This window comes from Sphingomonas sp. ABOLE, assembly GCF_003950455.1.
Lineage (GTDB): Bacteria > Pseudomonadota > Alphaproteobacteria > Sphingomonadales > Sphingomonadaceae > Sphingomonas > Sphingomonas trueperi.
Genome location: NZ_QQWY01000018.1, coordinates 56,156 through 73,352 on the forward strand (window position 1 = coordinate 56,156; position 17,197 = coordinate 73,352).

Sequence of the window (17,197 nt, forward strand, 5' to 3'; positions counted from 1 at the left end):
CGTGACGAGAGCCTAACCCGCACGAACGCGCGAGGCTCGGATAAATATCCCTCCGAAACCGACGTTATTTGCCGTATTTTCAGGGTTGAGCGACCGATGGCGACTTATCCCCAGGATCGTCGTCGGATCAAGGGCCGCAGGGGCGTGGGACCTGTCCGAATCATGGATTTCTTCGCGCTTGCAGCGTGATTTTGATGTGATTTTGCTGCAGTGCACCTCAAAATCCTCTCGGCCCATCGCTATGGTTTCTCCTGCAACGGTAGCGAGTCCGCCTTAAGGATCGTCTAACCGGCTCTGCAGCGCGGTCCGCCGCCTACGCATAAACCACAGAAACATTTGGCTTAATCGAGTCTTTACCAGCCTTCTTCATCATGGCGTCGACGAGTAGCGCCATGGAGGCAGAGTTCCGGAAATGACACGCGACGAAATGCAGGCCAGCCTGCAAAGCGCTTTTGCGGGCCCATCGGCCGCCGAGCGCGAGGCCGAACTGCGCGAATCCGGGCTGGTGGCGCTGTCGCTGCTGCTCGGCGTGCACAACATCGCGATCACCCCCGAACAGCTTCGCCACGCGCTGGGGCATGGCGAGACGCCGACGATCGACGACCTGATCCTGCTTGCCAAGCGTCAGCAGGGCGTGCGCGCCAAGGCGGTGGACGTGCCGCGCGGCGGCCTCGCCCGCCAGCCGCTGCCCGCGATCGCCGACGGCCCCGAGGGCTGGTTCGTGATCGGCGGGCTTACCGAGCACGGCGTGATCATCCAGCGCCCCGGCCATGCGCCCGAGCAGGTCGACCGCGAGGGGCTCGACTCGATCTGGTCGGGCACGCTGGTGCTGCTCACCACCCGCGCGGTGGCGGGGCGGCCGCTGCGGTTCGGCTTCTCCTGGTTCACCGCGCAGTTCAAGCGCTATCGCAAGCTCTTCCTCGAAGTGCTGGGCATCACCTTCGCGCTCAACCTGCTCGGCCTCGCCTCGCCGCTCCTCTTCCAGAGCGTGATCGACAAGGTGCTGATCCACAACAGCATGAGCACGCTGAGCGTGCTCGCCTTCGCCTTCCTGATCGTCTCGGTCTGGGAAGTGGCGCTGGGCTGGATCCGCACCCGGCTGTTCACCGAGACGACGCAGAAGATCGACGTCGAACTCGGCGCGCGGCTGTTCCACCATCTGCTGGCACTGCCGCTTTCCTATTTCGAGAAGCGCCGGGTGGGCGACACCGTCACCCGTGTCCGCCAGCTCGAGACGATTCGCGAATTCCTGACCAACGCCTCGCTCACCGTGCTGGTCGACCCGCTGTTCACCCTCGTCTTCCTGGCGGCGATGCTGTTCTACTCGCCGATGCTCTCGGCGATCGTCGTGGTGTCGCTGATTCTCTACGCGATCGTCTCGTTTGCTGTCGCGGGGCCGCTGCGGACGCTGGTCGAGGACAAGTTCGAGAAGAGTTCGGCCAGCAACGCGCTGCTCGTCGAGAGTGTCTCGGGCATCCACACGATCAAGGCGGCCGCGGTCGAGCCGCACTGGCAGAATGGCTGGGAGCGCCAGCTCGCCGCCTATACCGGCGCCTCGCAGCGGCTGATCAACACCGCCAATACCGGCAGCCAGGCAATCGAGATGATCTCCAAGCTGAGCTTCGCCGCGATCCTGTTCTTCGGCGCGCAGGCGGTGATCGGCGGCGCGATGAGCGTCGGCGCGCTGGTCGCGTTCAACATGTTCGCGCAGCGCGTCTCGGGCCCGGTGATCCGCATGGCGCAGCTGTGGCAGGACTTCCAGCAGGTCCGAATCGCGATCGAGCGGCTCGGCGACGTGCTCAACCATCCGGTCGAGCCGCGCCCCGCCTCGGCGGCGACGCTGCCGGTGCTGCGCGGCGCGATCCGCTTCGAGAATGTCAGCTTCCGCTATGCCGAGGACCAGCCGCCGGTGCTGAGCGACATCACGCTCGACATCCCGGAGGGGACCTCGCTCGGCATCGTCGGCTCCTCGGGGTCGGGCAAGTCGACGCTCGCCAAGCTGCTCCAGCGGCTCAACCTGCCGAGCAACGGCCGCGTGCTGGTCGACGAGGTCGATGTCGCGCAGCTCGACGCGTCCTGGCTGCGCCGCCAGATCGGCGTGGTGCTGCAGGAGAACCTCCTCTTCAGCCGCACGATCCGCGAGAATATCGCGCTGTCCAACCCCGCCATGCCGTTCGAGCATGTCGTCGCGGCGGCCCAGCTTGCCGGCGCGCACGACTTCATCCTGCGCCAGCCGCGCGGCTATGATACCGAGATCGTTGAGCGCGGCGTGAACCTGTCGGGCGGCCAGCGCCAGCGGCTCGCCATCGCCCGCGCGCTGGTCGGCAATCCGCGCATCCTGGTGTTCGACGAGGCGACCTCGGCGCTCGACGCCGAGAGCGAGGAGCTGATCCAGAACAACCTGCGAGCGATCTCCGCCGGCCGCACCCTCGTCATCATCGCCCATCGCCTGTCGGCGGTGCGCGGCTGCGACCGGATCATCACGCTCGAACAGGGCCGCATCGTCGAGAGCGGCCGCCATGACGAACTGCTGCGCCTGGGCGGCCGCTATGCCGACCTGCACCGCCGCCAAAGCGGCTTCGGGGAGATTGCCGCATGAACGCCGTCGTCACCATGGGGCCCCGCGGCCCGCGCGGCCCGCTCGCCCGGCTCCGCGGCACGGTGCTGCCCGCGCGCAGCATCGACTATGACACCACCTTCCTGCCCGCCGCGCTCGAGATCATCGAGCGGCCGGTGTCGCCCACCGCGCGGCTCACCGCCCGGGTGATGATGGCGGGGCTGGCGATCACCACGGCCTGGCTGGCGATCGGCAAGGTCGAGGTGGTCGCGCCGACGCAAGGCCGGATCGCGCCGATCGGCGAGACCAAGGTCGTCCAGTCGCCCGAATCGGGGATCGTCCGCCGCATCCTGGTGGGCGAGGGGCAGAAGGTGACCAAGGGCCAGGTGCTGGTCACGCTCGACCCCACCATGTCGGCGGCAGAGGCCAATCAGGCGAAGGTCGCGCTGCTCAGTGCCCAGCTCGACGTCGCGCGCAACCAGGCGATCGTCGACGCGCTCGATGGCAAGGGCTTCCACTTCGTCGCCCCCGCCGGGGCCAGCCCGGCCGAGGCGGCGACCCACCGCGACCTCGCCCGCGCGCGGCTCGGCCAGATCGAGGCGGCCACGGCCGGCGGCCGGTCGGACAGCGGCGCCGCCGTCTCCGCCGCCGCCGAGGCGAAGGCGCAGGTGCAGAAGCTCGAACAATCGCTGCCGCTGCTCGAGCAGCAGGTCGCCGCCAACGAGGCGATGGCCGCCAAGGGCTATGTCTCCAAGCTGCGCGTCGTCGAGCTGCGCCGCCAGCTGATCTCCGAGCGTCAGGATCTCGCGGCCGCGCGCGCCAGCGTCGCCAAGCTCGGCCAGCAGTCGCACAGCGCGAGCAGCCTCTCGGCCAGGACTCGCGAGGAAGCCCGCGCGCAGGTCCTGCAGGATCTGGTCAAGGCCGAGGGCGAGGTGCGCGGCCGCAGCGAGGATGTCGCCAAGGCGAGCCTGCGCAGCAGCTTCCGCGAACTCCGCGCGCCGGTGAGCGGCACCGTCTCGCAGCTTCAGGTGCATACCGAGGGCGGCGTGGTGGAGGGCGTTAAGCCGTTGCTCTCGATCGTGCCCGACAAGGCGCGGCTCGAGGCCGAGGTGATGATCGACAACAGCGACATCGGCTTCGTCCGCACCGGCATGCCGGTGAAGGTGAAGCTGCAGGCCTTCCCGTACACGCGCTACGGCATGATCCCCGGCACCGTGGTGGGGATCAGCCCCGAGGCGGTGCAGATGAAGGAAGGCCAGCCGCCGGTCTACAAGGCGCGGATCGCGCTCGACCGCAGCTACGTCAACGCGCACGGCGCCCAGGTGCCGCTGCGCCCGGGCATGATCGCCAGCGCCGACATCGTCACCGGCAAGCGGACGCTGCTCAGCTATCTGGTCGGTCCGGTGCTGGAGACGGGGAGCGACGCGCTGCACGAGCGGTGAGGCGAGGGGCATCCCGGCTCCGGCCGGGGTGCCGCGCGCGCCCGAGGAAATCAGTCGAGACCCGATCCGCTCAGCCAGCCGCCGTCGACGACGAAGGTCTCGCCGGTGACATAGGCTGCGGCGGGTGACGACAGGAACAAGGCCGGCCCGACGATATCGTCGACCTCGCCCCAGCGTCCGAGCGCGGTGCGGCGGACGACGCGATCGGAGACGATCGGGTCGGACCATACCGGTGCCGACATGGCCGTCTTGTGGAACCCCGGCGCGATCGCGTTGACGCGGATGCCGTCGCGGCCGAAGCGGTGCGCCAGCGTGTGGGTCAGCCCCTTCAGCGCGGACTTGCTCGCCGTATAGGCCACCATGGCCGGGCTGCCGGTGAAGCAGATCATCGACACGATGTTGAGGATATTGCCGCCCGAGCGGGCGAGCAGCGGCTCCCCCGCCAGCGCCAGTCGCAGCGCACCGTGCAGGTTCACGTCGATCACGTCGAGATAGGTGGCCTCGTCGAACGGCGCATCGACCGAGAGGATGCCGGCAGCGTTCACCAGCACGTCGAGGCGGGGAAGCTGCGCCACCCGTTCGGCAATCGCTGCGTCGTCGCGCACGTCGAGCCGCAGGAATGTGATCCCCTGATTGGCTGCGTCCTCGCGATTGGCCTCCAGCTTCGCTTCCGACGTGCCCGTGACGAGCACGGTTCCGCCGAGCGCCGCATAGCCGCGGGCGAGCGCAAGGCCCACGCCGCTCGATCCACCTGAGACGAGGATGATCTTGCCCGCGAAAAGATCGCTGCGAAAGCTGTCGGCCGGTGCCTGCATGATAGTGCTCCTAGGGAGGGGGTGGAGCGTAGGCATGGCGGCGGCGCCTTACGGACATGTGGCGTTTCGCGCTGTTCGGTTGCAGCGGTAGGCGCGCCGCGTGCGCGGCACCCGACTTTATGCAATCCTAACGCCGCGCGGCCGGCTTCGCTCTCGAAGCTTAATGCGGGCACTGCCTAGCTTGCGGATGCCGGCTCCATCGGGAGGCGGCGCTTGTAGGAGTGTGTTCGTCATGGCGTCCGATCTCGTTGCGGAACCCGATCCGGCGGCCACCATCCTCTGGGTGGGGCAGGACCGGGAGGGGCATTGGCTGGTCCAGGAAAATCACGGCCTGATGGAAGGCCGCTTCGTCTCGCGCGAGGCGGCGTGGCGGTTCGCGCGGGCCGAGCGGCACGGCTTTCCCGGCGCCGAATGTGCCGAGGCGGGGCAGCCGCTGGTGCCGTGGATATCCTTCGCGCCGGTCGGCGCCGAGGAACGCACGCCGCGCCGGGCGGCCTGAGGAGGCGGCCATGGACCTCGCTTATGCCTATGCCGTCCCGCCGGTGCGATCCGGCACGCCGCTTTCCGCCATCATCCGCCACGCGCTGTGCGGCGCCGCCGAGGCCGTCGCCGCGCGCGACCTGCGCTGGCCGGCGGTGCTCGCTCAGCTGCAGATGCTGCGCGCGGCGGGGCGGCGGAGCGTCCGCATCGTCGATGCCGCGTGCGGTGACGGTGCGCTGCTGCTGCCGGCACTAGGGCGAGCCCGCGCGCTCGGCTTCGTCGCGATCGAGGCGCGGGGGGTGGACGGCGATGCCGCAGCGCTTGCGCGAGCCCGCCGCGCGGCAGGGCAATGAGCCGTCAGGGCGATCGCCGCTGGCGCGGCGTCGGCGCCTTCCTGCTGATCGCGGGCGGGCTGGCGGGCACGCTGACCGATATCAGCGGACCGGAAGGGGCGGGGACGCTGCTGCTGCTCGGCTTCCCGCTCGCGATACTCGGCCTGGTGCTGGTGGTGCAGGGCAAGCGTGCGTCGCTGGCGATTCGCGTCGAATGCAGCCGCCACCGGCACCTACCCGAACGGCTGCAGGCGCGCCGCACCGGCCGTCCGCCGCGCGGCTGACCTGGCCGCATCCTCAACCAAGGACTCTCCATGTCTTTCCAGATGCGTGACGGCGTGCTCCACGTCGAGGGCGTGCCGCTGCCGGTGATCGCCGACGCCGCGGGCACGCCTGCCTATGTCTACGCCGCCACCGCGTTGCACGACGCGGCGCGCAGCTTCGTCGATGCGCTGGCGCCGATCGCGCGCAAGCAACTGCTGTACGCGGCGAAGGCCAATCCGCACCCGGCGATCCTGCGGACGTTGGCAGGGTTCGGGTTCGGCGCCGACATCGTCTCGGGCGGCGAGCTGCAGGCGGCACAGGCCGGCGGTATCGCGCCTGCCGACATCGTCTATTCGGGGCTAGGCAAGACGCGGGAGGAAATGGGGGCGGTGCTCGATGCCGGGATCGGCCGCTTCAACATCGAGCATGCGCGCGAGGGCGAGGTGCTCTCGGCGCTCGCCTGCGCCCGCGGGATGCGGGCGACGGCGCTGCTGCGGGTCAATCCGCTCGTCGACGCGCAGACCCATGCCAAGATCAGCACCGCGCTGACCGACAGCAAGTTCGGCATCCCCTATCCGGAAGCCATCGGGATGTACCACCGTCTCGCCGCGCTGCCGGGGCTCAACCTTCAGGGACTGGCGGTGCATATCGGCAGCCAGATCACCGACCTTTCGCCCTTGCAGGCCGCCTATCGCCGCGCGGGGACACTCGTCGCGGCGCTGCGGACCGACGGGCATTGCATCACCCATGCCGATCTCGGCGGCGGGCTCGGCGTTTCCTATCGCGCGGGCGCGCCGGGTGCGGATGTCGCGGCCTATGGTGCCATGGTCGCGCGCGAGACGGAAGGCTGGGACGTCACCTTGCTGTTCGAGCCCGGTCGCTTCCTCGTCGCGCAGGCGGGGGTGCTGCTCACCCGGGTGTTGTGGGTCAAGCCGGGCCAGCCCCATCCGTTCGTAATGGTCGACGCGGCAATGAACGACCTGGCGCGGCCGGCGCTCTACGACGGGTGGCACGAATTCATAGCGGTACGGCCTCGCGACAGGGAGCACTTCGCCGCGCATGTCGTAGGGCCGGTGTGCGAATCCGGCGACAGCTTCGCCCATCCGCGCGCCATCGATCGCGTCGAGGAAGGCGGCCTCGCGGTGCTGGCGACCGCCGGCGCGTACGGCGCGGCGATGGCCTCGACCTATAACGCCCGCGCGCTGGTATCCGAGCTCTGGGTCGATGGCGACCGCTTTGATGTCGTGTCGGACCGGATGCCGGCAGCGCTGGCCCGCCCGCAACGCGTGCCGCGCTGGATGGCCGTCAGCGGCCAACGGGCAGCGGTCGGTCGCTGACGGTAGAGAGGGGCGGGCGGCACCGAAACCGCCCCCATTTCGATCAGGCCCCAGCCTGGTGGTGCGGTTCGATCGCCGCGGTCATCTGTGTGCCGAGCAGCGGGCGCAGCACCCGCGGGTCGAGCACCTTGACCAGCTCGCGCGCGAAATCCAGGTTCGCCGCCAGACCTTCCGCCGCCTCGCTGGTGACGGTGGAGATGCGCACCAGCACGCCGTCGACGATCCAGCCGGCCATCTGGCTCTTCAGCCGCGCCATCAGCTGCTCGTTGCCCGATTGCGGCAGATATTCGCCCACCCGCGCCCAGTAGAGGATCTGCTCGGTACGGTTGTAATTGGTCGCGGTCAGCGCGCGGCCCGGAATCGCCACCGTGTCGGCAATCGGAATCATTTCCGGATGGCTTTCCAGCACGGTGAAGCCGAAGAACGGGTAGCAGACCTCAGGCCGGTGCAGCTGGAGCAGATCGGTCTGTGCGTTGCCATAGGCGATCAGCAGCATCACCGTGGTGCCGTCGGGGCGCGAAAAGGCGCGGCTGACCACCTGGTTGTACAGCTTGTCCTCCAGGCTGCCTTCGCGCGGCGGCGCGATCAGCGCGCCGGTATCCTCGGCTTTCCAGGTGCCGAATGCCTTCGGCATCAGCGTGTCGAGCTTGGTCGCGCCAAGCAGGTCCATGCGGCGCCGCGGCTTGAGGCCCAGCGAAGCGCCGGCCGCGGCGAAGCAGCCGCCCCCGATCAGCAGGTCACGCCGGTTGAACATGGGACCTCCGACGCAGGAACAGCTGGGTTTGCTCGACCGCCCAGTCGATCGCGAAGATGCAGAGCAGCGCCACCACGAACATCACCATCCCGGTGGAGACGTGGAGGAAGCTCTGCGCCGCCTCGTCGCCCATATGGTAGGTGATCAGCACCAGGATGATGATGCGCAGGATGTTGGTGAGCACCGCGACGGGGATCACGAGTGCCGCGATGAACAGCGCATAGCGCCAGGAGGGCTTGTTCTTGATGTAGATGTACAGCAGTGTTACCACGACCAGGCTGGAGAGCGAGCGGAGGCCCGAACAGGCGTCCTCGACCAGCAGCTGGTAGGGGCCGACGAACAGCGTCACGCCCTGGCGCAGGATCGGATAGTCGAGCCACGAGAGGAAGCCGGTCGCGGCATAGGAGACGAACTCCTTGAGCGGCGCGGTGACGCGGTCGACAGCCCAGCCCGGCGGCGGCACCAGGAAGAAAAGCCAGAGCACCGGGAACCAGGCGGCGCGCAGGGCGCGGCCGCCGAAATAGAGATAGCCCGCGCTGATCACCGCGCCGACAAGTCCGAGCGTCTCGATGCTGATGAAGTCGAAGATCCGGCCGAGCGAATAGAGTATCAGCGACGCGAGCAGCAGCAGCCCGCCGACCGCGAGATTGCCCGGCGCGCGCAGCGCCTCGATCGAGCTGCGCTGGCGCGCGAGCATCCAGGCGCCGGTGGCGAGCACGATCGGGCCGTGCACGCCGCCTTCGGCGCTCCACACCTGGCGGCCCAGGGTGATGAAGGTCGGGATCGCCAGCGCCAGCAGGCCGGCAATGGCAAACCAATAGCCGCCGCTCGTCCTGCTCTGCTGCCGCTCGAGAGCGGTCGCGGTCATATGGTCCAAAATCAATATCCGTTCAGCACGCAACCGACGACGTTGGTACGATCTGCGCGCAGCGTACGGGTCAGCGTGTTTACATCGCGTATATAGCTGTTGTCCTTGCGCGCGACGATTATCGCATAGCCGGCGACGTTGGCGACGCGTTGCGCATCGGCGCAGGTGTTGGCCGCGGTCGTGTCGAAGATGGTGATGTCGAACTCGCGGAGCAACTGCGTCGTCACGTCGCGGAACTGTTCGGACGAGAGCAGTTCCTGCGGACTGTGCTCGACATGGCCGGCGGGGATGATCGACAGCTGGTCGAGGCCGGTCGGGTGGATGATCGCGGCGAGTTCGACGTCGCCGGACGAGAGATAGTCGGCCAGGCCCGGCTTGGCCGGGTCGATCCCGAAGGCGGGGCCGACGGCGGGCGCGCGGAGATTGGCGTCGACCAGCGCGGTCTTGATGCCGATCTGCGCGAGCGCGGTCGCCAGGTTGATCGCGACGAAGCTGCAGCCGGCGCCTTCGGCGGCGGCGCAGATCGCCAGCGCGCGGCGCCCCTCGCGCAGGTGCTGCGCGATGATGCGGGTGCGCAGCGCGCGGATCGCTTCGGCCTCGATCCCTGTCGGATCGGACAGGACGAGCTGATATTCGAGCGCAGCGGTGGTGTCCGGCGTCGTCGGCACGGCGCTCGGACGATCGCCTTCGGGCAGCGGTTCGGGCGTGGTCATCGCGTCCATCAGTTTACTGCAGCTCCGTGCGGTTCGGCGGTTTCGCCGAGAGTTTCATGGGCGCGGCGAAGGCGGGCGGCGAGCGCGGCGCGGCTCTGCACCACGCCCAGCACCGGCGCGTCGACGGCGGTTTCGAGATCCTCGGGGCTGCGCACGCGGCGGCCGAGCAGTTCGACGAGCAGCGCGATCAGCAGGCCCAGGCCCAGGCCGAACGCCGCGGCGCCGCCGATGATCATCGGCACCTTGGGGGAATAGGGGCTGTCGGGCGCGCTGGCTTCGCTCAGCGTCGACATGCCGGTGTCGTTGCTGCTCGCCTCGAGACGAAGGTCGGCGACGCGCTGCGCGGCCTTCATATACTGGTCCTGCTTCAGCGTGACGTCGCGCTGCAGCTGGTTCAGCTGGTCCACGTCCTGGCGATTGCCGAGCACGCGGGCACGCTGGGCGTTGGCCGCGCTCTGAAGCTGGCTTTGCGCCGAACCCGCGCCGCCGCCGGCCTGGGCACGTTCCTGCGCCGCCGCCCGGGCATAAACCTCGCGCTGGCGCTGCAGTGCCTGGAAGGCCGGGTGGTTCGGGCCGAGATTGGTCGCGGCCTGCTGGATCTGCTGGTCGATCTGGGCGAGCTGGAGCTGCGCCGGACCCATGCCGCCGCCCGCGACCGGCGCCACCGGCACCGCCGACTGGCCGCTCAGCTGCGACAGCTTCTGGGTATCGATGTCGGTGCCGGTATCGGTGAGGACGATTCCCGATTTCTTGACGAAGGCGGTGCGCGCCTCGACCGCGGCGAGCAGCGCCTGGCGCGCCGATTCGGCCTGCTGGGCGTACCAGTCTGCCGACTTGGCGGCCGCCGACCGCTTGTTCGACAGCGACTGGGCGAGGAACGCGGTGCGGATCATGTTGGCGATCCGCTCGGCGCGTTCCGGCGAGCTGTCGGAATAGGAGATCTCGAGGATGTTGCTCCCCTCGATCACGCTCGCATTGGTATTTTCGATGATCAGCTTGGCGAGCCAGCGACGAATGTCGCCGGTCGCCGCCGCGGGCGAGGCGTTGAACGCGGCGATGTTCGCCGGATCATTGGCCCAGCCCAACTCGTCGACCACGCGGCCGACGGTACCGTAATCCTCGATCAGCTCGGTCTGGGTCTGCACATAGGCGCGCATGAACTGCGAGTTCATGACCTGCCCGGTGACCGGGTCCGGCTTGAACGTGTCCATCACCAGCCTGGTGGTCGCGCGGTAGCGCTCGGGCAGGAACTGCACCACCAGGGTCGCGGTGGTGACGCAGACAAGGAAGGCCGGGAGGATGATCCACCGGCGTGCCCAGAGAATGCGGAAGAATTGGGTGATATTCACTGGTGCGCCTCGTCCGCTGCCAACATTGCGTGGATCAGAACAACCGTTCGCCGATGACGATCGTGTCACCCGGCTTGATCGGGTCGTCCAACTTCAACTTGATCTCCTGGCCATCGCGCGTGACCTTGATCCGCTTGATCGAGCCGGCCGGTCCAAGACCGCCGCCCTGCGCGACCGCGCGGCGGAGAGTCATATCCGCCCGAATCGGATATACCCCAGGCGCGTTGACTTGGCCATAAATGTAGAACCGCTCCACTTCGGGCACGAAAACCTTGTCGCCGGCGGCGACGGTGGGATCGTCCTCCGGGCCGCCCTGGGCGAGCTTCTTGTAGTCGAGCTTGAGGTTGGTGCCGTCGGCGCGGGTGAGCATCACGAAGTCGGCCGCATCGGGCTTGAGACCGCCGGCCCGCGCGATGATCTCCGAGACATGGTAGCCGCGGTCGACCGGCTGCAGGCCGGCGGTGCCGACCTGGCCCAGCACGGTCACATAGTTGCTGACGAAGGTGACGATGTCGACGCTGACGATCGGCTTGGCGTAATAGCCGCCCGCCTTCAGCAGATCCTGCACCTTCTTGACCAGCGTGATCGCGGTTTCGCCCTTGGCCTGCACCGCGCCCAGATAGGGCAGGGTGATCGTGCCGTCGGACTGGACGCGGGCGCGCGTCTTGAAGTCGCTCTGGCCGAGCACGTCCACCTCGAGCACGTCGTCGACGCCGATGACGTAGCCAACCGGCGCCGACCCGGAGGAGATCGGCGCGGCAGGGGTGGCGGTCTGCACCGGCGTCGCCGGCGCCTGCTGCTGCGGCTGGGCAGCGGCAGGACGCGAACGTGCCGGGGCGGCGGGACGGGTCGTGGCAATTTGCGCCGCGGCAGGCACCGCGAGCGCGGTCATGCCGGCGAGCGCCGAGACAAACATAAACCTACCCTTGTCGTACATGTATGCGGCCCTTGTCAGAGCGCCAGCGAGGCCGTGAGATTGACCCGTTTGGCGTGGTATTTGAAAAGCCGGAGATTCGACGTCCGTTCGTCATAGCCCGCACCCAGCACGAAGCGGATGCGCCGAGTCGCGTCGTAGGACGCATTGGCACCCAGAGACAACATGTTGTCGTTGCCCGAAATTGGGGCACCTACGAACCGGTTCGACGAGGCATAGTCGCGCCACGTCTTGTTCGCGAAGACCGACAGCTTGGTGCGCGGGGTGAGATCGTGGGTGATCGTCGCCCCGAGGTTGGTCATGATCTCGTAGCTGACGAAATAGAGCACCGAAGGCTGCGCGGCGCGCGATCCCACCAGCTGCACCGTGAACAGGTCGGCGTTGTAGAGCGCCGAGAGATCGAAGCCGACACCCGAGAAGCTGTCCGTGCCGGAAAGCTTCGGATCCACCTTGGTGTAGTTCACCGATCCGCGGAAGTTGAGGCGGCTGGACACGCTGCGCTCCAGCTGGACGCCCGCCGCATAGCTCTTGATGCCGTCCTCGCCGCCGCCGGCCGGGGCCGGCCGATGGACGTACGTGCTGTCCGAATAGCGGCCGAACACCGAGATCGTGCCCAGCGAGGGCGATTGCAGCCCGAGCTGCGCGGTGAAGGTATCCATGTCCGAATCGGCGTATTTCCGGGTGACCTGGCTGTTGCGCACTTCGGTGCGCGAATAGCCCAGCGTCGGACGCAGCCCGTACGGGCCGCCGCAGCCGACATCGGCACTGTAGCGCCGCGATTCCTCGGTATTGCGGAAGGCGTCCGGCGAATCGAGCACGTAGAGGCTCGACAGGTCGCTGATTCGGCTCTGATAGCCGATCTCGCCATGGACGAGGCACGAGGCGAGCCGCTGGTCGGCACCGCCGGTGAGCGAGATGTTCTCGCGGTTCAGGTTGGTGTATTTGCTGTAGAACCGATAGCCGACCGAGCCGGCGAGATAGGTGGTGCCGGTCGCCCGCGGCAGCACGATGTTGAGGTCCAGCGACGGTGCCGCCAGCACGTCGTCGGTCCCGTCGCCCCTGCCGCTGATGCGCGGATCGCTGACCACGACGTTGTCGTTGTACTCGATCATCGCGCTCGCCCGCACGTCGATCTGCCGACCGCTCGTGTTCGGACGCGGCGTGAACGCCGTGCGCTGTGCCAATGCGGGATCGGTCCATGCTGCAGTCGCGAACATTGCGACCAGACCACAGGATAGGGTGAAGCGGCCAGTCAGGCGCGCATTTTCAGCCTTTTGAATGTCGTGTTCTCGCACGATGGTCCCCCCGGGTGCTCGCTTCATTATCAATGGCCTCCAATACAAGCAACCGGATCAACGCCTTGGCAAAGGCGCCGGAACCTGCCTTGGCCCTGTCCCCCGACCGTTTTTCCTTCCGGAAAAACGTCGAGCCAAGCGCAAACTCCCATTTCGAGGCGGTGGTTGCTTAACGGGCTATTATCACATTCGCGAGCATCTAGCGAGTTGCCCCGCGCACTGCTAGTGCAGGTGCGAACGCCGCGGGAAGTCCTTCGATTCCTGCGGTGAATGGAAAGGACATGCATGCAGACGCCATATGATTGGGTCACAATCGCGATATTCGCCGGCCTGATCGTTATCTTCCTGCAACGTTCTCAGGCCGATTCGGTTGTCCGCGACACCATGATCAGCTATTTACCGCCGGCGATAGGCTGCGCCGTGGCGAACTATTTGGGGAACGAGAACTATCATGTGTTCGCGATTCTCACGATCGTTCTGGTGCTTGCGTATATAGCGTTCGTGATCAAGCCGTACGAATTCATCAAGCGTCGCTGAAAAAGTGGACGGCGATTCGTGAAGAGGATGTCCTGAGGCGCGAGCCCAGGTTCGCCCCGGCTTGCCGGCGGCATATTTTTAAAGAGGTGGTCGAGTGGCTTTAGGTTCCGCGCTGAAGTTCTTGTGGCCCTTCGGGCGCCGCGAAGTACCCGAGGACGATGGCTATCTCCCGATCGCCGCGACCGTCGTGCCGCATCGGGACGCGCACGGCACCAGCCGGCTGCGCCCCGATTTCCCGACCTTCCGTGCCTCGGCGCTGGACCGTCCGCTGGATCGCCGTCGCGAGGAGCGGCGCGAGATCACCCGTGCCCGCTTCGCGCTGGCGACCTATTTCACGCCGACCCAGCCGGTCGCCGATCGTTCCAGCTTCGCCGGGCGGCTGGGCGTGCTCGCCCGGCTGATCTCGGCGATCGAGAGCCAGCGCAGCCATGTCGTGCTCTATGGCGAGCGCGGCATCGGCAAGACCTCGCTGCTCCACGTGCTCGCCGACGTCGCGCGCGAATCCAGCTACATCGTCAGCTATGCGACCTGCGGTTCGAACGCGAACTTCTCGGATCTCTTTCGCGCGGTGCTGCAGGACGTGCCGCTGCTGTTCCACCGCGACGTGGCTCCCAATGCGGGAGAGGCCGAGAGCGGCGGCAGCGTCGCCGATCGCCTGCCCGCAGGCAAGTTCGGCGCCGGCGAGCTCGCCGATCTGTGCGCCGACATCACCGGCACGCGGGTGCTGATCATCCTCGACGAATATGATCGCGTCGAGGACACCGCCTTCCGCCAGCAGGTCGCCGAGCTGATCAAGAACCTGTCGGATCGCGCCGCACGGGTCCAGCTTGTGATCGCAGGTGTCGCTTCCAACCTTCAGGAATTGATCGGCTATGTGCCGTCGATCCGCCGTAACGTGATCGGCCTGCCGATGCCGCGGCTGGAGGAGAGCGAAGTCCAGGAAATGATCGCGCTGGGCGAAACCGCCTCGGGCGTGCGATTTGATCCGAACCTGACCAGAATCATCCATCTGCTCGCGCTGGGCTCGCCCTATTTCGCGCGGCTGCTCTGCCACCATGCTGCGGCCGAGGCGCTCGACCAGGGCCGGCTCACCGTCGACCAGGGCCATCTGCGCCGCGCGCTCGATGCCGCGATCGTCGAGATGGAAGGTCGGATGGCGCCGCGCACCGTGCTGGAGATGCGCAAGTTCGTCGGCGGCCGCTACGATCCGCTGCTCGCCGCGCTCGGCGAAGCATCCCGCTCGATTGACGGCTGGTTCGGCGGACGCGCGGTCGTGGAACTGCTCCCGGGGGCGCCGATCACCGCGCAGCAGGTCGAGCAGGAACTGGCCGGGCTCACCGTCCAGCTGGGCCTCGAGACCGAGATGCAAGACGGCGAGCGTCGCTTCCGCTTCACCGACGACACGCTGCCGATCTATCTGTGGCTGATGGTCGGCCGGTTGCGGCTCGACAGCGGCACGCTCGAGGACGTGCTCGCGACGGTGTGATGCGCGGGCGAGGGGGCCGGGTGCCCCCTCGCTGCATGCTCGTTCAGATCGGCAGCCCGATCGCCTGCAACAGTCCCGCGCCGCCGCGCCAGAAGCGGAGCGCGATCAGCGTTCCCAATGCCTTGGCGCGCGCGCCCTGGGTCGCGGGGGTGCGCAGGATCCGCGCATAGTCTCCGGGAATGAACACCGGCTGCATCGCCGAGCGCGCCACCCAGCGCAGCCGGCCGCGCGGCTGCTCCAGGCTTAGCAGGAACAGCTCGCGCTGGATGCGGCGCGTCTTCTTGAGCATCGCGTTCCAGTCGGGGCGCGGCGGATGGCCGACCGAGGCATCGCCGCAATAGTCGATCTTCATGCCCATCCGGATCGCGCGGTTGCACCATTCGATGTCCTCGGAAACGCCGGTGCGGAAGCCGCCGATCCGCTCGAAATCCGCGCGCATCACGAACAGGTTGGCGGTGACGGTGAACTGCGACTTGCGGACATAGCTTTCGTTGTCGAACGCCAGTGCGAGCTCCACCGCGGCGCTGCCGGTCAGCTTGCCCTCGGGCGGCAGCACGAACATGTGGCCGCCGAGGAAGGTGCCGGGCTGCACCATTGCCGCGCCCGCCGCCAGCCAGCCCGGCTGGGCCACGCAGTCGCTGTCGATGAAGGCGAGGATCTCGCCGCAGACCTCCGCGGCCGCGCCGTTGCGCGCCGGGCCTGCGCCCTTTTCGGTGACCGTCACCACCCGCGCGCGCCCGGCGACCACCGCCTCGACCGCCTCGATGCCGCAGGGCGAGGCGTTGTCGCCGACGATGATCTCATAGGCGTCACGGTCGATCGTCTGCCGGTCGATCGAATCGAGGCACAGCGCCAGCCCGTGCAGATCGTTGTAGTGGGGGAGGACGACGCTGATCCGGGGCGTGCTCATTTTTTCTTCGCTCCCCAGCCTGCGAACAGTTCGCGCAGCCGGTTGGCCAGCGCGGTCTGGTCGGTGGTCGCCAACTTCGGCTCGGCCGCCTTGGCGGCGGCGACCGCCTCGCCCAGCTTGGTTTCGTCGCGGACGGACTGGAGCAGGCCGCGATCGGCGAAAGTCTGCGAGATCTCCTCCTGGTGATCGTCATAATGCTCGCCCAGATCGAAGCGGCGCGGGAAGGCGACGACGCGGCAGCCGGCGCGCAGCGCAGTGACCAGCGAGCCGCTGCCGCCATGGCAGATCACCATGTCCGCGTCGCGGAGCAGCAGCTGCAGCTCGTCGAACGGGATGGTGCGGCAGATCTCGACGCCGGGAATGCCCGGGTCCTCCAGGTCCTGGTCGCCGTGCTGCAGCACGAGCCGGCCGGGCAGGCCGCCAGCGCGCTTCAGATCGAGCACCGCCTGCACCAGCCGCGGGAAGGGCAGGGTGGCGCCGACCGTGGCGAAGGTGAGTTCCTGCTTGGGCGGCCGCGGCGTATCGAGCATCCGGAACGGATCGAACAGCTCCGCATCGGGCCAGATTTTCTTGAGCGCGGGCGATTGGACGAAGCTGATCGTTGCGACCGGCTTGGCCATCTTGCCGAAGGCGGAGGGGTGGTGGAAGCGCGCGAAGCTTTCGATGTGGACGAACTTGGCGCCCGACAGCTTGGCGATGAGCGCGGTGAAGAACACCGCGCCGGCGCCGGTCGAGATCACCACATCGGGTTTCTGGCGGCGGACGATGCCCAGGCTCTGGCGGAAATTGCGCCAGGCACCGGCGGCCATGTGCAGCGGATGGCCGAGCCGCGCCTGGCCTAGCGCGTAATGCTCGACGAGCTCGACCGGGTGCTTCTCGCCCAGGCTGCGGCCCAGCGCGGTATCTTCGGTCACGAAGAAGTAATCATGCTCCTTCCAAACCGATTCCAGATCGAGGATCTGGCGAAGATGCCCGCCCCCCGAGGCGGCGAGGCACATCTTGAGCGGCCTGCCCGTATTTTGTTCCGTCGCGGTCGCGTCTGCCATGTCGTCCCCTTCGTACCATCTGTCTCCCGGCGGGAGCCATGCTGCACTGCCAACACTATTGCGGATGCCCGCCCGCCC

17 protein-coding genes are annotated in these 17,197 nt (G+C 67.7%); 8 read left to right on the plus strand and 9 right to left on the minus strand.

The genetic code is table 11. The annotated features are described in order from the left end of the window. Positions 1-412: 412 nt before the first annotated feature. Both CA234_RS12750 and CA234_RS12755 read left to right on the plus strand, forming a co-directional pair. Positions 413-2,599, plus strand: coding sequence for a type I secretion system permease/ATPase (locus tag CA234_RS12750; protein WP_125975684.1), 2,187 nt, complete (start codon positions 413-415; stop codon positions 2,597-2,599). Further along, positions 2,596-3,999, plus strand: coding sequence for an HlyD family type I secretion periplasmic adaptor subunit (locus tag CA234_RS12755; protein WP_125975686.1), 1,404 nt, complete (start codon positions 2,596-2,598; stop codon positions 3,997-3,999). Before CA234_RS12750 ends, CA234_RS12755 begins: the two co-directional genes overlap by 4 nt. A gap of 50 nt (positions 4,000-4,049) precedes the next feature. Here CA234_RS12755 and CA234_RS12760 read toward each other — a convergent pair whose 3' ends face one another. Next, positions 4,050-4,814, minus strand: coding sequence for an SDR family oxidoreductase (locus CA234_RS12760; RefSeq protein ID WP_126001862.1), 765 nt, complete (start codon positions 4,812-4,814; stop codon positions 4,050-4,052). Positions 4,815-5,046: 232 nt separating this feature from the next. Here CA234_RS12760 and CA234_RS12765 point away from each other — a divergent pair, with 232 nt between their 5' ends. The 4 genes from CA234_RS12765 to lysA are packed head-to-tail and all read left to right on the plus strand — an operon-like array spanning position 5,047 to position 7,227. Beyond that, complete coding sequence (locus CA234_RS12765) at positions 5,047-5,313, plus strand: hypothetical protein (protein WP_125975690.1); 267 nt, start codon at positions 5,047-5,049, stop codon at positions 5,311-5,313. A 10-nt stretch (positions 5,314-5,323) separates the two neighbouring features. Next, entirely contained in the window at positions 5,324-5,647 is a 324-nt protein-coding gene (locus CA234_RS12770; protein WP_126001863.1) for a hypothetical protein, read from the plus strand. Continuing rightward, a complete protein-coding gene (locus CA234_RS12775) occupies positions 5,644-5,910 on the plus strand; it encodes a hypothetical protein (RefSeq protein WP_125975694.1) in 267 nt (88 codons plus the stop codon). Before CA234_RS12770 ends, CA234_RS12775 begins: the two co-directional genes overlap by 4 nt. A gap of 30 nt (positions 5,911-5,940) precedes the next feature. Further along, entirely contained in the window at positions 5,941-7,227 is a 1,287-nt protein-coding gene (gene lysA, locus CA234_RS12780) for a diaminopimelate decarboxylase (protein ID WP_126001864.1), read from the plus strand. A gap of 43 nt (positions 7,228-7,270) precedes the next feature. Here lysA and epsI read toward each other — a convergent pair whose 3' ends face one another. Genes epsI through CA234_RS12810 form a run of 6 tightly spaced genes read right to left on the minus strand, consistent with a single transcriptional unit; the run spans position 7,271 to position 13,062 of the window. After that, complete coding sequence (gene epsI / locus CA234_RS12785; RefSeq protein ID WP_125975698.1) at positions 7,271-7,981, minus strand: exosortase-associated protein EpsI, V-type; 711 nt, start codon at positions 7,979-7,981, stop codon at positions 7,271-7,273. After that, the gene (gene xrtV, locus CA234_RS12790) at positions 7,965-8,849 is read right to left on the minus strand and encodes an exosortase V (protein ID WP_126001865.1); all 885 of its coding nucleotides are present in this window, start codon (positions 8,847-8,849) and stop codon (positions 7,965-7,967) included. The genes epsI and xrtV overlap by 17 nt, the downstream gene beginning before the upstream one ends. An 11-nt stretch (positions 8,850-8,860) precedes the next feature. Continuing rightward, complete coding sequence (locus CA234_RS12795) at positions 8,861-9,571, minus strand: CpsD/CapB family tyrosine-protein kinase (RefSeq protein WP_125975702.1); 711 nt, start codon at positions 9,569-9,571, stop codon at positions 8,861-8,863. After that, on the minus strand, positions 9,571-10,911 hold the full coding sequence (locus tag CA234_RS12800; RefSeq protein WP_125975704.1) for a GNVR domain-containing protein: 1,341 nt from the start codon (positions 10,909-10,911) through the stop codon (positions 9,571-9,573). The genes CA234_RS12795 and CA234_RS12800 overlap by 1 nt, the downstream gene beginning before the upstream one ends. Before the next feature lie 34 nt (positions 10,912-10,945). After that, positions 10,946-11,827 (minus strand): SLBB domain-containing protein, encoded by an 882-nt coding sequence (locus CA234_RS12805; RefSeq protein ID WP_241213483.1) that lies wholly within the window; start codon positions 11,825-11,827, stop codon positions 10,946-10,948. 35 nt (positions 11,828-11,862) lie between these two features. After that, complete coding sequence (locus CA234_RS12810) at positions 11,863-13,062, minus strand: outer membrane beta-barrel protein (RefSeq protein ID WP_241213484.1); 1,200 nt, start codon at positions 13,060-13,062, stop codon at positions 11,863-11,865. Positions 13,063-13,425: 363 nt separating this feature from the next. Here CA234_RS12810 and CA234_RS12815 point away from each other — a divergent pair, with 363 nt between their 5' ends. Together CA234_RS12815 and CA234_RS12820 are read left to right on the plus strand one after the other, a co-directional pair. Then, a complete protein-coding gene (locus CA234_RS12815) occupies positions 13,426-13,677 on the plus strand; it encodes an XrtV sorting system accessory protein (protein ID WP_093294116.1) in 252 nt (83 codons plus the stop codon). Between the two features lie 94 nt (positions 13,678-13,771). After that, positions 13,772-15,163 (plus strand): ATP-binding protein, encoded by a 1,392-nt coding sequence (locus CA234_RS12820; RefSeq protein ID WP_126001867.1) that lies wholly within the window; start codon positions 13,772-13,774, stop codon positions 15,161-15,163. A gap of 43 nt (positions 15,164-15,206) precedes the next feature. Here CA234_RS12820 and CA234_RS12825 read toward each other — a convergent pair whose 3' ends face one another. Next, entirely contained in the window at positions 15,207-16,073 is an 867-nt protein-coding gene (locus tag CA234_RS12825; protein ID WP_126001868.1) for a glycosyltransferase, read from the minus strand. Continuing rightward, a complete protein-coding gene (pssD, locus tag CA234_RS12830; RefSeq protein ID WP_125975712.1) occupies positions 16,070-17,119 on the minus strand; it encodes a PssD/Cps14F family polysaccharide biosynthesis glycosyltransferase in 1,050 nt (349 codons plus the stop codon). Before pssD ends, CA234_RS12825 begins: the two co-directional genes overlap by 4 nt. Between the last annotated feature and the right edge of the window lie 78 nt (positions 17,120-17,197).